Annotated in this window: 10 protein-coding genes and 1 pseudogene; 8 read left to right on the forward strand and 3 right to left on the reverse strand. The window is 63.3% G+C overall.

The window, feature by feature from the left end:
- The first annotated feature begins 179 nt into the window (after positions 1-179).
- The 6 genes from Q8Q83_RS16985 to Q8Q83_RS17010 all read left to right on the forward strand — a co-directional run bounded on the left by Q8Q83_RS16985 (position 180) and on the right by Q8Q83_RS17010 (position 7,195).
- Positions 180-908, forward strand: coding sequence for an ABC transporter substrate-binding protein (locus Q8Q83_RS16985; protein WP_305625306.1), 729 nt, complete (start codon positions 180-182; stop codon positions 906-908).
- Between the two features lie 339 nt (positions 909-1,247).
- Positions 1,248-2,210, forward strand: a complete 963-nt coding sequence (locus Q8Q83_RS16990) for an alpha/beta hydrolase (protein WP_305625307.1) — start codon at positions 1,248-1,250, stop codon at positions 2,208-2,210.
- Complete coding sequence (locus Q8Q83_RS16995) at positions 2,207-2,677, forward strand: MaoC family dehydratase (RefSeq protein WP_305625308.1); 471 nt, start codon at positions 2,207-2,209, stop codon at positions 2,675-2,677. The genes Q8Q83_RS16990 and Q8Q83_RS16995 overlap by 4 nt, the downstream gene beginning before the upstream one ends.
- Before the next feature lie 119 nt (positions 2,678-2,796).
- Positions 2,797-3,303: a DUF1993 family protein gene (locus Q8Q83_RS17000; RefSeq protein ID WP_305625309.1), complete on the forward strand. Its 507-nt coding sequence runs from the start codon at positions 2,797-2,799 to the stop codon at positions 3,301-3,303.
- Between the two features lie 1,752 nt (positions 3,304-5,055).
- Entirely contained in the window at positions 5,056-6,303 is a 1,248-nt protein-coding gene (locus tag Q8Q83_RS17005; protein WP_305625310.1) for an autotransporter outer membrane beta-barrel domain-containing protein, read from the forward strand.
- 1 nt (position 6,304) lies between these two features.
- Positions 6,305-7,195 carry an alpha/beta fold hydrolase gene (locus Q8Q83_RS17010; RefSeq protein ID WP_371132427.1) on the forward strand — a complete coding sequence of 297 codons (891 nt, stop codon included), beginning with the start codon at positions 6,305-6,307 and terminating at the stop codon, positions 7,193-7,195.
- Here the strand turns inward: Q8Q83_RS17010 and Q8Q83_RS17015 are convergent.
- Both Q8Q83_RS17015 and Q8Q83_RS17020 read right to left on the reverse strand, forming a co-directional pair.
- Positions 7,125-8,144 (reverse strand): alpha/beta fold hydrolase, encoded by a 1,020-nt coding sequence (locus Q8Q83_RS17015; protein WP_305625312.1) that lies wholly within the window; start codon positions 8,142-8,144, stop codon positions 7,125-7,127. The two genes, Q8Q83_RS17010 and Q8Q83_RS17015, sit on opposite strands and share 71 nt — an antisense overlap.
- Before the next feature lie 168 nt (positions 8,145-8,312).
- Positions 8,313-10,568: a CHASE2 domain-containing protein gene (locus Q8Q83_RS17020; RefSeq protein WP_305625313.1), complete on the reverse strand. Its 2,256-nt coding sequence runs from the start codon at positions 10,566-10,568 to the stop codon at positions 8,313-8,315.
- Positions 10,569-10,857: 289 nt separating this feature from the next.
- Here Q8Q83_RS17020 and Q8Q83_RS17025 point away from each other — a divergent pair, with 289 nt between their 5' ends.
- A complete protein-coding gene (locus Q8Q83_RS17025) occupies positions 10,858-12,018 on the forward strand; it encodes a porin family protein (RefSeq protein ID WP_305625314.1) in 1,161 nt (386 codons plus the stop codon).
- Between the two features lie 18 nt (positions 12,019-12,036).
- Positions 12,037-14,166 (forward strand): FecR family protein, encoded by a 2,130-nt coding sequence (locus tag Q8Q83_RS17030; RefSeq protein ID WP_305625315.1) that lies wholly within the window; start codon positions 12,037-12,039, stop codon positions 14,164-14,166.
- 20 nt (positions 14,167-14,186) lie between these two features.
- On the opposite strand, the pseudogene Q8Q83_RS17035 reads toward Q8Q83_RS17030, so the two are convergent.
- Positions 14,187-14,569 (reverse strand): annotated as a pseudogene (locus Q8Q83_RS17035) (5-methyltetrahydropteroyltriglutamate--homocysteine S-methyltransferase); the annotation flags it as partial.

The following is a 14,569-nucleotide window of genomic DNA, read 5'->3' on the forward strand; positions in this document are numbered from 1 at the left end:
TGTCCTCTTGCCCTGAAATGATCCTGTCCGCGCTGCGGAGAAGCCTGGAAAGTAACAGCTAACGCTGGGCGCGCAAATAGTTCAGCGGCGTCATTGACGGGCTGAATCTTGCCGCTCACCCTGGCACTATCCTGGTGAGCCGCCCAGCGCCACTCAGCACAGGCAAAACACCCGTCGCCATGCCCATTATTCTGTTCACTGCAGTCTTCCTGCTTCTGTTCAACAGCCCGAGCCAGGCTGAGCCGGCACTGCGCATGGCCACCCTGGAATACCCACCGTACAGCTCCGCCCACCTGCGCAACGGCGGCAGCATTGTCGAGCTGACCCGTCGCGCCTTTGCCGTGCAAGGCCATGAGGTGCAGATCGACTTCCTGCCCTGGGCGCGGGTCAGGGCCGATCTGCACACTGGCAACTACCAGGGCGCGCTGGCGCTGTGGCCCAAGGAAGTCAGGGAAGAACGCCTGATCGCCTCACGCCCACTGTTCTACAGCGAGCTGGGACTGTTTGTGCGCCGCGGCGATCTGCTGCGCTTCAGCACCCTGAGCCAACTGGCTGGCGAGAAGCTCGGCATAGTGCGCGGCTATGGCTACCCGCAGCATATTCTCGACGCCGGGCTGGTCCTCGAAGAAGCGGTGGACGACATCAGCAATCTGCGCAAACTGCAGGCCGGGCGCTTCAATCTGGTCTTGCTCGAACACCGGGTCGGCGAGCACCTGATAGCCAACGACCCGCAGCTGCGTGGCCAGCTGGCCTGGCAAGGCGCAGTGCTGGAACGGATACCGCTGCTGGTCGGCTTTGTCCCCCGGAAGACCGGGCAACCCGACTGGGCGAGGATTTACGAGCAGGGCCTGCGCCAGCTGCATGCCAGCGGCGAGTACACGCGCATCCTGCGCCGGCACAACTACTAGGGTCTGTTGCCGTTTCGCGGCGAGCCGCGTTGCTGCGCCAAATGGCGCCAGGCAAGGCGCAGGGCGCCGGTAATGGTCGCTCCCTTGCCAAGCCCTGCAACGCCGCCTGGCGTCATTTGCCACGCAACCCGAAGGGACGGGCCTGTTTTTGCGCGGTGCGGCGTTTCTCGTCGCTCATTTGGAACAACCAAACTACGCTCCTCGTGCCTTGCACCGCGCAAAAACAGGCTCCGGCGCGGCCGCATCGAAACGGCAACAGACCCTAACCGCGCGCAGACTTTGCGCGAAGCGGCGCGGCGTGCACAATGCGCAACTCTTGCAGGCTTAAGGGATTCCGCCATGCTCCACGAAGCGTTTTGGCTTGATTGCACCGATGCAGCGCCTATTTATGTCAATCGCTGGTATGCCGAGCATCCGCCCAAGGCGGTGCTGATGGTGTCCCACGGCATGGCCGAACACAGCGGCCGCTACGCGCGCTTCGCCGAGGCGCTGGTGGCTGCAGGTTTCGAGCTATACGCCCATGACCAGCGCGGCCATGGCAAAACCGCCGAGCGTGGCCTGCTCGGCCTGTATGCCAAGCACGACGGCTGGAGCCTGGTGGTAAACGACCTGGCCAGGCTCAATCACCATATTCGCCAGCAACACCCGCATGCACCGATCTTCCTGCTCGGCCACAGCATGGGCAGCTATATCGGCCAGGCCTATCTGATGCAGCACAGCTGCAGCCTGCAGGGCGCGATTCTCTCCGGTTCCAACTATCAGCCCATGGCGCTCTACCGAGCAGGCCTACTACTCGCCCGTTTCGAGCGTTGGCGCCAAGGGCCGAACGGGCGCAGCGCCCTGCTCGATTTTGCCTCCTTCGGCTCGTTCAACAAGGCCTTCAAGCCCAACCGCACCGCCTTCGACTGGCTCAGCCGCGATCCGGCGGAAGTCGACAAGTACGTGGGCGACCCGCTCTGCGGGTTCCGCTGCGTCAATCAGCTGTGGGTCGACCTGTTCGAGGGTTTTCTGCAGATCACCCCGCTCGACAACCTGGCGCAGATCGACAGCAGCCTGCCGCTGCTGGTGATAGGCGGCAGCCGTGACCCGGTCAGCGACGGCAAGCGTCAGCTAGACCTGGCCAACGCTCTGCGCGCCGCCGGCAACCAGCAGGTACAACTCAAGCTTTATCCAGATGCCCGGCATGAATTGCTCAATGAAAGCAACCGTGACGAGGTGACCGCCTACATCATCGACTGGTTGCAGCAGGCCCTCGGCCACGCGCGCCAGCTCCAGCCAAAGAACCCAGAGAGCCCTTTATGAGCCAAAGCAGCAATACCCCCTACGACGCCCTCGAAGTCGGCCAGACCGCCAGCTACAGCAAGACCGTTAACGAGCGCGATATCCAGCTGTTTGCCGAAGTTTCCGGCGACCATAACCCGGTGCACCTGGATGCCGACTACGCCGCCACCACCATGTTCAAGGAGCGCATCGCCCACGGCATGTTCAGCGGCGCGTTGATCAGTGCGGCGGTGGCCTGCGAATTGCCCGGCCCGGGCACCATCTACCTCGGCCAGAGCATGCGTTTCACCCTGCCGGTGAAACTCGGCGACACCCTCACCGTGCGCCTGGAAATCCTGGAAAAGCTGCCGAAATTCCGCGTACGTGTGGCCACCCGGGTGTTCAACCAGAACGACGAACTGGTGGTCGACGGCGAAGCGGAAATCCTCGCCCCGCGCAAGCAGCAGACCGTGGAACTGACCCAGCTGCCGCCTATCCGTATCGGCTAAGGCGTCTACTCTGAGTCGAGCCGCAACAGGCCCGCTCAGCGCGATTTCGAGTGTGGCGGGCTGGACCCGCCCCGCTTCACCCTATCTACACACCCGCCGCAGCTTTACTGGAGAATTCCATGTCCCTGTCCATGTACCAAGCATCCATCCCGGTGTTTATCCGCCAGCTCAACAACCTCTCGAACATCCTCGGCATCGCCGCCGCCCACGCCGAAGAGAAGAAGATCGAGCAAAGCGTGTTTCTCAATGCCCGCCTGGCGCCCGATATGTTCGCCCTGAGCCGCCAGGTGCAGATCGCCTGCGATAGCGCCAAGGGTGGCGCCGCACTGCTGGCCGAGATCGAAGCGCCCAGCCACGCCGACGACGAAAGCAGTTTCGCCGAACTACAGGCGCGCATCGCCAAGACCCTGACCTTCCTGCAAGGCATCAGCGCCGCGCAGATCGACGGCAGCGAGGAGCGTACCCTGAGCCTCAAGCGCCGCGACAAGGAAACCCATTTCCAGGGCCAGGCCTTCCTGCTCGATCACGTACTGCCGAACTTCTATTTCCACCTCACCACCGCCTACGCCATCCTGCGCCATAACGGCGTGGCCATCGGCAAGCGCGATTTCCTCGGCACCCGTTAAGTACCCGAGGTTGCGCTAAGAACCTGGTTTGACCCCAGCGATGGACGCGACCGAGCAGGCTAAGGGGCTCCCCTCAGCCTGCTCGCCCTATAAACAAGCCCGCGACTGTTACCCCGCGCCGCTACCTTGCCTGACAACTTAACAGTTGCATGATGCCCATTAGCCATTAAGATGCGTTCGGCAAGGAAGCCTGGCGACCATCTTCGCGGTCGTCTGAAAGCGCCTTATACCCCCCTCAAAGGCCGACTAAAGGAATAGACCGTGGCCCGTCCGTACTTCCGCAAGACCCTACTCGCCCTGGCGATTGCCACTTCCCAACCGCTGCTGGCCGAGACAGTCAATCTGACTGGGTCACAGGTCAGGCTCACCCCTGCCGATTATTCAATCGATTGGAATGAACCGTTGCTCCTAACCGGGCAAGCCATTGGCAGCGGGTATGCGGTCGATATCGAAACCGAGTTCGGCAGCTCCTTATGGGATATCACCAACAGGGCCAGCCTGAGCACCTCAGGAGATGGCTCCCGAGCACTGGGGCTTAGCGCTTTCAACGCTCCCCCAGGTTATGTATTCGGCAACCTGACTAACGAAGGGCAGATCAACGCGGACGGTAGCAATACAAGCGGAATTTCCGTGGTAGGTGAGATAAACATATTTGCTGATCTGAACAATGCGGCGACTATCAAAACCAGAGGAGATGGTTCAGCGGCTATTCGGCTCAGTAATGGGAACGTCGGGAATCTAAATAACTCCGGAAACATTAGTGCCAGTGGAGCGCGAGCAGCAGGGATCGTGATTTCAGAGGACTTCAGGATACTCACTGGGCTAAACAACAGCGGCACGATCCAGGCAACTGGCTTACAGGCCAAAGGCATTTCGCTGAGTAGCTCACGCCTCCATTCTCCCTTGGCAAACAGTGGCGGCATTGAGGTTAGTGGGGAATCCAGCAGAGCCATCAGCCTTGAAGCAGGTAGCAGAGCTGACGAGATTGTAAATAAGGCCGACGGCCTGATCAGTGCCACTGGCGATTACAGTCGTGGTCTGTCTATTGCGCCGGGCAGAGCTGAATACGGCTCTTCCACTCTGCAAAACGACGGCTCTATTCGGGTCAATGGTCGAGAAAGCGTCGGAGTCTTTATCGACCATCCTAATAACCTCGGCCTCATCGAGAATAGTGGAGAAATCCTCGCGATGGGGATTGGCAGTCGCGCCATAGTGATAGGCAATGGCGAGCCGAATGACCCACCGCGCTACCCTTGGACTTTTTGGCTCTCCAATCTCGGCACGATTCGAGCCGAAGGAGTAGCTATCGATGTAGCCGAAGCGCCAGCCTATGCAGTCGAGCCATACGGCTGGGTTGGTGTCGGGCTAGAAGCTGGAGGAGTGATCGAGGGTGGACAGGCGGCCATCCAAGGCAAGGGAAATGTAGAATTCCATCTATGGGGCGGCGAGGTTCGCGGTGATCTACTTGGGCTAGGGGATATGTCTGCCGACAATGGAGCCCTGTTCAATGGCAAGCTGATCCAGAGCCCCACCCTTGATGTTTACTCTCTCGAACTGGGTCAGCCTCATACCCGCCTGGAAGGTGACTTGTATTTGGTAGGGCCGGGTAAACTAGACCTTAACCTTCACACACAAACCGACCACCGCCGCCCGATCCTGGACGTCAGCGGAAACGCACAGTTCGGCTATGACACTCAGATTCGCCTGAAACCTGCCTCGGCAGATTTCCGCGGGCTGCCGCTAAGCGAGTATGTGCTGATTTCCGCCGCGCAGATTGAAGTTTGGGGTGCCGCTTTCAATGCCGGCCTGCAGGTCACCAGCCTCTCCGATCTGCTGCAGATAGAACGCTACGAGATCACCGACACCCAGGTCACCGCCGTAGTCAAAAGCATGTCCACAGAGCAAGTCGGCGACTACTTACGCCAGCATGGCGCCCAGTCTCATCTGCTGCCCGCCTTTAGCGCCTTCTACGGCAATACGCTGGGTAATCTGGACGACCAGGACCCGCTGTTCGACGCCACCATCCACAGCAACGATGAGGAGCTGGTGCGCCTGGCGCAGCAGCTCGCCCCCGAAGTCAACGGCGCCAGCGGCCAGACCGCCGCCAGCAATCACAACCTGCTCGGCAACACCCTGCAAAACCGCAGCGCCAGCCTGCGCCAGGGCCTGTCCTCCGGCGATGGTCTGAGCCAGACCGGCGCCTGGGTACAGGTGCTGAATAGCGATGCCGACCAGGGCGAGCGCAACGGCATTGCCGGCTATGACGCCGACAGCCAGGGCATTGCGGTGGGTGCCGACGGCAAATTGAATGCGCAGACCACCCTGGGCCTGGCCTACAGCTACCTGAGCAGCGACGTGCACAGCCAGAGCGGCAACCAGACCGATATCGAAGGTCATGCCCTGACTCTCTATAGCGGCTTCGAGCAAGGTGCCTGGTTCGCCGATGCCAGCCTGACCTACGGTCGCAGCGACAACCAGAGCAAGCGCTATATCGCCGGCACCCGGGCCGAGGGCGATTACGACAGCGACCTCTGGGGCCTCAGCCTGCTGGGCGGCTACGGCTTCGACCTGGGCCAGGGCCTGCTGCTGGAGCCACGCGTGGCCGCGCGCTACAGCAAGGTGCAGATCGACGGCTTCCGCGAGAAGGGCTCGTCGGCCGCGCTGGCCGTCGGTAGCCAGCGTTACGAGGTGGGCGAGTTGGGCGCCGGCGTGCGCTTGGCCGGCAACTTCGACGCCGGCCAGGGCAGTCTGGAGCCGGAAGCCAAGCTGATGGCCTATCACGACTTCATCGCCGACCAGGCCAGCAGCACCAGCGCCTTCGTGGTCGGTGGCACCCCCTTCGTCACCAGCGGCGCCAAGCCGGCGCGCGACAGTTATGAGGCCAGCCTGGGGCTGACTTACCACCTCGGCGCGGTCAGCCTCGGGGTCAGCTACGACTACCTGACCAAGGCGGATTACTCCGCCGACACGGTGCAAGCCCGAGTCCGCTACGATTTCTGATATGACCTGCCCGCACCCAGGCCCGCTTGCGCGGGCCTTTCTTTTCCTGCTCGGCTCGGCCGCTGTCTTGACAGGCTGTACCTCCCCTGGTGCCCGGCTGGAAGAGCTGGCCCGCCAGCAAAACCACCTACTGGCCACCCTGCACACTGCCCAGTTCGATTTGCGCGTTGCCCTACCGAATGCGCCGCAGCCGGCCAGTCGGCTCCGGGTCTACCTGGAGGGCGACGGCCGCGCCTGGATCACGCCAACCCAACCCAGCCTGGACCCGACACCACGTGACCCGCTACTGGCGCGGCTGGCCATGCAAGATCCACAGCCCAGCATCTACCTGGCGCGCCCCTGCCAGTACCTGAGCTCGCCCGCTTGCGCGACACGCTATTGGACCGGCGCACGCTTCTCCAACGAAGTGCTCGGCAGCCTGGACCAAGCCCTGGACCAGATCAAGCAACGCTATGGAAACCGCGACTTCGAGCTGATCGGCTACTCGGGTGGTGGCACCCTGGCCTTATTGCTGGCTGCTCGGCGTCACGATATCGCCCAGGTGCAAACCCTGGCCGGCAACCTATTCCCGCGCCGCTGGGCCGCACTGCTCGACTTGGCTCCACTGCAAGGCTCGCTGGAACCGCTGGACTTTGCCGAACGCCTGAGCGCATTGCCGCAACGCCATTTGGTCGGAACCGAGGATCGGGTGGTGCCGCCCAGTCTGCTGGACGAATACGCCGCGCGCCTAGGCCCAGCCGACTGCCTTGAGCTACAGCGGCTGGCTGGCGTTGATCACCACACAGGCTGGCTTGAGCGTTGGCCGCTCTGGCGCGACCGGCCTATTGAATGTAAGACCACTCGGAGACAGGCAGCCGGGCGAGCCGAGGTCCACTCAGTTGATGCGCCTTGAGATGCGGCAACACCGCGGCCAATAGCGGCTCCTTGAAGGCCTCCTGAAAACGGTGAGCCAGGCCCGGGATCAGCTTCAGCGCGCTGCCCTTGATATGCGCCGCCACATGCACGCCGTGCATCACCGGCAGCAGCGGGTCGGCGGTGCCGTGCACCACCAGGGTCGGCACGCGCAGGCGATTGAGCAACTCCACCCGGCTCGGCTCGGCGAGTATCGCCAGTAACTGGCGCTGCACCCCCTCCGGATTGAAGGCGCGGTCGTAGGCGATTTCGGCTTGCTCCACGAGCGACTCGCGGTCATCCCTGACTGCCGGGCTACCCAGGGCGGCGAGCAGGTCGGCCTGCTGCTGCAGGGCGATGTCACGGCTCGGCGCTTCACGCTTGGCCAACAGTTCCAGCAGGGCCGCGCTGGGCGCAGGCAGGCCCTGGGCGCCGGAACTGGTCATTATCAGGGTCAGGCTCTGCACCCGCTCGGGAGCCAGGTCGGCCAGGTGCTGGGCAATCATCCCGCCCATGCTCGCACCCAGCACATGGAACTGTCCCACGCCCAGAGCGTCCAGCAAACCCAGGGCGTCGCCGGCCATATCGCGCAGCCCATAAGGCGCGGCAACTGACAGCCCCAGGCGATAACGCAGCGCCTCATAGTTCAGATTGACGGCGGGCGCAGCCTGGCTCCAGGTGCTCAGGCCGACATCGCGATTATCGAAGCGAATAACCCGAAACCCTTGCAGGCACAGGCGCGCAACCACCTCATCGGGCCAGTGGATCAGCTGCCCACCCAGGCCCATAACCATCAGCAGCGCCGGATCGCTGGCGCGGCCGATGCTCTGATAGGCCAGTTGCACCTCGCCCAGCACGACCCGTTCGGTCGGCACCCGGACAGCGCAGCGCTCGGCAGCCAAAGCAGACAAGCCACACAGAAGTGCGGCCAGGAAAAGTAGCGCACGCATAGCATCACCCAAGCACGGGACAGCAATACGCAGCCCCCCATTAAGGCGCGAGTGTGGTGAAAGCCGTGCGAGCGCGCTGCCACACTATGGTGACAATTTGATGAAGGAGGACGAACGGTCGCTGCTTTTGTGACTTCAGCCGCTATGGCTAGCCTGTCGCCAAAGCGCTTATTTGCTGGTATGGCGGAAGGTGCCGTCCCAATCGGCGGGCAATTCCTGGTCGCGCAGCGCTTGAATGCGCTCTAGATAGATACGGTACAGCTTGCTGTGGGCATGCTCGGCTTGCAGTTGGCGCAAGCCCTGTTCGGCCTGATCCCAGCGGCGTGCGCGGTAATGCTCCAGGGCAGCGGCATAGTCGTCCAGTTCGCTGCGCCGCGGCGCCGTCAGTTCCGCGGCCAGGCCCAGCGGCTCGAAGGCGTCGATCGGTTCGTTCTTGCCCTTCACCAGCAGGCGATCGACGAAGCGAAAAGCGATGTCCGCGCATGCGTTGGCGGTGTTGGCGCCGACCAGGATATGCACACCGTAGAACTTGGTCAGGCCTTCCAGGCGCGAGCCGAGGTTCACCGCATCGCCCAGCACGGTGTAGGCCTTGCGGTATTCGGAGCCCATGTCGCCGACGTTCATCAAGCCGCTATTCAGACCTATGCCGATACTGATCTGCGGCATATTGCGCGCACGCAGCTCGCCACCCAGGCGTTCGGTGACCGCGACCATCTCCAGCGCCGCCAAGACCGCGTTGCGGCGGTGCTGCGGGTCGGCCAATGGCGCGCCCCAGAAGGCCATGACCATGTCGCCGACGTATTTATCGATGGTGCCGCCGTGACGAAAGATGACTTCGGTGATGGGGGTGAAGTAGTAGTTCAGCAGCGCCTTCAATTCGGCGGCGCTGAGGCTTTCCGAGATACCGGTGAAGTTGCGGATGTCGGAAAACAGCACGGTCATTTCCCGGCTCTGGCCGTCCATCGAATAGCTTTCCGGCGAGTTCAGCATCTGCTGGATATGGGCGGCCGGCACGTATTGCCCGAACATGCTGGTGACCGCCTGGCGCGCGCGGCTTTCGCGGACGAAGCCTGCGAACATAAACCAGCCGGCCAGGGCCAGCACCAGCAGGTAGGTGCTGGCCAGCGGCAGGTCCAGGCCACTGCGCAGCCACAGCAGCAGGTTCAGCCCGGTCCAGCCGGCCAGGGCGCCCAGGCTCAGGCCCGCCTGCAGCCAGGGCGAGCGGCGCGGCATCAGCAGGATCAATAGCAACCCGGTCAGCAACAACTGGCTGAAGGTGACCCCCGGTTCCCAGGCCGGGCGGTAGGGAAAACGGCTGCTGAGCAGGCCATGGATCACATTGGCGTGCACTTCCACGCCAGGAAACGCTGTGGCCAGTGGCGTGTTGACCAGATCGAACAGGCCGATGGCGGAACCGCCCACCAGCACTATGGCGCCTTCCAGGCCGAGCCGTTCGGGCGTTTCACGCAGGATCTGCCAGGCCGGCAAATAACGCACGGGGGCGGACTTGCCATGGTAAGGCACCAGCACCCGGCCCAAGCCGTCGGTGTAGATCGGCCTGTCGCTGAGCTGCACGGCAGACACCGCCAGCACCTCGCCGATGGCGGCGAAGCGCACATCCAGTTGCTCCACCAGCATAAAGCTCATGGCCGCGGCCAGGGCCAGCGAGGGGTAGACCCGGCCTTCGTGGGCCATCAGCAGCGGCGTGCGGCGGATCACCCCATCGGCATCGGCAAAGGTGGTGACGAAGCCGCCGCTGCCGGCGCTGTGGGCGAGCAGCGGGATATTGGCGGTGAAACCGGCTTGGCTGAGCATCACCGGAGTGCCCCGCCCGCCCGTGGGAGCGGCGGCCGTCGCCAGGCTGGCGACCGCGGGCGGCAGCTGCCCCGAGCGGTGCTCGCCGCGGTCCTGAAAGAAGAACCCCAGCACCGTGTCCGTGCCTTGCAACGCCTCGGCGAAGCGTCGATCCGGGTTCCACTGCTCACCTAGCGCCTCGATCTGCGGCTTCGACAACCCGCTGCCAGACTGCTGGCCAAGCCAGGCGATAAAGGCCGACTCTTGCGGCTCGGCGAACACCACGTCGAAGGCGATCACCGTGGCCCCCGCTTGCGTCAGTTGCTCGGTGAGCAGCGCCAGCTTGTCGCGGCTCCAGGGCCAGCGGCCTTCGCGCTTGAGGGATTGCTCGTCGATATCGGCGATGACGATAGGCGTCGCCTGGGGCAACGACTCGTAACGGGCGCTCAGCCACATGCGCCAGTCGTACCAGATGAAATCCAGGCGGTTGAGCAGGCTGCGATCGGCCACCTGGGCGGATAGCTGCAAGGCGATCACCAGGCCCAGCAGCAATAAACCGACCCCGTGCAGCCATTGCCTGCGCAGGCGACTCAGGAGTGCCGACGGCAGTTTTGCGGCGGACAGTCTCAATCTCTAGTCCCTGACAGCAATGCCAATAGTGGTAATTGCAAAACTGACTCCTAGACTGGCAACACAACCTTCGCATCTTGGCCCTGCAGGGAGCATCGGATAGCCAGTGATCAGCGCTTTAGCTCTGCCAGCCAATGCTCGCCTTTGGGTTGCGCTTACCCTCACCCTGCTTGGCCTGTGGAGCGCTTGCGCCATGGCCGACGACTCATCCCCGCCACTCCAGCGTAGTTCAACCGCGCGCCAGCTAACCGAGCTGCTGCGGCGCCAACAACATGAGGCGGCGTACGCATTGGCGACGCAACACCTGAGCCGCGAGGAAGGCGATCCCGACTTCGATTTCTATTACGGCCTGGCCGCGCTCGAGAACGGCCGGGCGCAAGAAGCCAGCTTCGTGTTCGAGCGCCTGGTGGCGCTATCTCCGGAGAACGACCGCTTCCGCCTGGAATACGCCCGCGCGCTCTACCAGATCAAGCGCTACGCGGAGGCGGAGCAGCAATTTCGTCTGGTGCTGGAGCACAACCCACCGGCGGCGGTCGTTAGCAATATCGAGCGGTTTATCGAGCGCGTCAGCAGCGCACGAGACGAGGTGAACAAACGCTGGGAAGGCTTCGTCGAGCTCGGCGCCGGCTACGACAGCAATATCAACAACGCCACCGGCGATCCGGTCGTCGGCCTGTTCGAACTACCGGACAGCGCCATGGCAATGGACAGCCCCTATCTCGCGGCGCACAGCCTGGTCAAATATCACTGGCCGTTTTCCCAACGCAATCGCGCCTTCGTGCAACTGCAGAGCGACCACAAACACAACAGCCTGAACAGCGATTTCGACCTGGACAGCCTGGGACTGAGCAGTGCCTGGGTGCACCAGCGTGGCGCCGAGCAGTTCCAGGCCGGCCTACAGTACCAGCACACCTGGCTGGACGGGCAGGCTTACCAGCGCGCCAGCGGCATCTTCGGCCAGTGGCGACATCTTTGGGGTACCCAGGTCGCCACTACCCTGTACTCGGGCCTGTTCGACAAACACTCCTTCCAGCTCGACGAGCTGGATGTCTGGCAGCCCATTGTCAGTGGGCAATTGCAGATCCTTAGCGGCAACCTCCTTCATCAGTTCTCCCTGGGCGGCGGCAGCGAGAATCCGCGTTTGTCGAGCGGCCGGCACCTGGCCAAGGACTTCCGCTTCGGCGGCTACCAGCTCCTGTGGCAAGCGTCCGAACTGTGGCAGCCCTATGCCGGCGTGTCCGCCTTCAACGGCCGTTACAAGGCGCACCACCCGGTATTTGGCGAGCGCCGGGAAGACGACGCCTATCGGCTCTCCGTCGGGGTGAGCCGCCGCTTGGCCGAAAGTCTGAACCTCAGTCTGGAGACCAGCTACACCGATAACCAGAGCAATCTGAGTTTGTACGAGTACCACCGCTGGCAGCTGGAAGCGCGATTGCAGCGAGTGTTCTAGAGCGTTCAGGGAGGGAATATGCAGAGGTTATTCTGGCCATCCGCCGCTCTCTGGCTGGTGCTGATGCTGGGGCTATTGCCCGCCCAGGCCGCCGAGGAGGCCGCCCAGGTGATTCTCGCTCATGGCGCCCAGGCGCTCGGCGCAGACGGCGCGCTGCGCACCCTGGCTCGGCGCGATCGGGTATTCGTCGGCGACACCCTGAGCACCGCGGGTAACGCCATGCTGCAGGTGCGCTTCGTCGACAAGGCTTTGCTCACCTTGCGCGAGAACAGCCAGTTCCGCATCGAAACCTACACACCGCCGACCGACGGCGGCGGCCAGGTGCTGATGCATCTGGTCGAGGGCGGTTTCCGCACCATCACCGGCAGCATCGGCAAGGGCTCGCAGGACTCCTACCGAGTCACCACCGGGGCCGCCAGCATCGGCATTCGCGGTACCCACTACGAAGTCGTGCAGGAATCGCCGAACGCCATAGTGGTGGCTGTCTGGGATGGCGGTATTCACCTCAGCAACGCAAACGGCAGCCTGAACCTGGGGCCGGATCTGGACTTCAGCTATTCACGGGTCGAAACCGGACAAGCGCCGGCCGGTCTGCTCGAACCACCGCCGGCCTTCCAACAGGGACCGGCCGCGACCCAGGCCCAGCCCGAGAGCGCTGAAGAGGTGGCGGAGAGCGACAACGCCAGCCCGGACGATGGCGCCGCGGCAGACGGCGCAAAGGAAGCAGGCGCAGAGCCGGCGGAAGACTCGGAGGAGACGGCCATTTTCGCTGCGCAGGCCACCACAACTGAGGCCGCCGACCAGGAAGAGCCGGCGCTGTCCCCGAGCCAAGAGGAGATACTGGTCACGCTCGATGCCCCGCTGGACGACTCGCTGAATCTCACCGATACCAATCAGCAGTTACAGGAGGAACTGACGCCCCCTCCTGTACCAGTCGATCCCTGGACGACCAAGGCGCTGACGGAACCGCGCCTCTATATCGCCGAATTCGACCAGTTGAAGGAGCCCGCGAAGCAGCAGGCGGTGATAGTTGCGGACGACCACGAGGTCATACTGGCGACGCTTATCTCGCCCGACGCGCCGTCGCTCTACGACTTCGCCGCCAACGGCCCGGTCAGCTTCGAGCTGCACTATGCGATCGAAGACGGCTCCAACGCGCCGCCAGGCGGCATGGTGCTGGTGCAACTCGATAAGAACCACCCCAACTTGAATGCCGTGATCGGCGATATCCAGGAGGACCTGAGCGCGGCCGGCGCCCCGGTCGGGGTACGCGAGTCGACCCTGAATCCGGGCCACCTGGAGTTCTTCACGGCGAACGCCAATCCTGATCTGCAATTCAAGCTGAGCAACTTCGATTACTCGGCCAGTAGCGCCCAGCCCCTGGATGTGGCGAACGCCCTGGGCGGACTGGTTGCCGACTCCTTCGCCTTCGGCCATAGCCCTGGCGATGCCAGGCGTGCCTTGGTCGTCTTCGGGCAGGACGGCAAACCCTCCGCATTCCTCGCCCCGAATCCGCCTACGGCCTCTGGCTCCAGCACCTCCAACTCCCCGACCGCCGCGCTAGGAGTCGGGCGCCAGGGCGCTTCGCTGCTGCAGGATTACAATCCGGCGGTGGATGGCCGCAGCAATATCAGCTGGGGCCGCTGGGCAGCCTCGGCCAGCAACCCGATCCATATCTATGGCGATATCGATACGCCCGAGACCATCACCGAGTTCAGGGAGCAGTCCGGTTACTGGTTGGCAGCCGAGGCGGCCAATACGACGGCCTTGACCGGCACTCAGCGCTTCCAGATGGGCGCCACGCCGCAGTTCCTCGGTAGCGGCAGCGATGGCGCCGTGCAAGCCATGGGCGGCGCCTTCACGGTCGACTTCACGACGGGGGCCGTCTCCAACGGCTCGCTGTCCTTGTCGACGGCGAACCAGAATTGGAGCGCCCAGTTCAATGGCGTTTACGCCGATGCCCACGCCTTTATGCGGGTCAATAACGGCACCATCAGCGGCAGCGTCAACTGTGCCAACTGCGTCTCGGGCAATATCAACGGCATCTTCGTGGCGCCCGGCGACCGCTTCGCCGCCGGCTACAACCTGTACCAGAGCGACCAGCCGAGCGTGAACAACCAGGGCGTGTTCCTGATGGAACGCCAGTAGCCGGGATTATCCGAAAACCGCTACGCCTCAACCTCCGCCCGCAGCTGCCGCGCCGCCGCCACCATATTGACCAGCGCCGCTTCGGTCTCCGGCCAGGCGCGGGTTTTCAGGCCGCAGTCCGGGTTGACCCACAGGCGCTCGGCGGGAATGCGCTTAGCGGCCTGGCGCAGCAGCTTGACCATAGCAGCGGTGTCCGGCACCCGCGGCGAGTGGATGTCGTAGACCCCGGGGCCGATATCGTTGGGATAGGCAAAGGCCTCGAAGGCGTCCAGCAGCTGCATATCTGAGCGCGAGGTTTCGATGGTGATGACATCGGCATCCATGGCGGCTATGGCTTCGAGCACATCGTTGAACTCGCTGTAGCACATATGGGTGTGGATCTGCGTCTCGTCGCGCACCCCCG

Origin of the sequence: Pseudomonas sp. (genome assembly GCF_030696055.1) — a bacterium.
Classification (GTDB): domain Bacteria; phylum Pseudomonadota; class Gammaproteobacteria; order Pseudomonadales; family Pseudomonadaceae; genus Aquipseudomonas.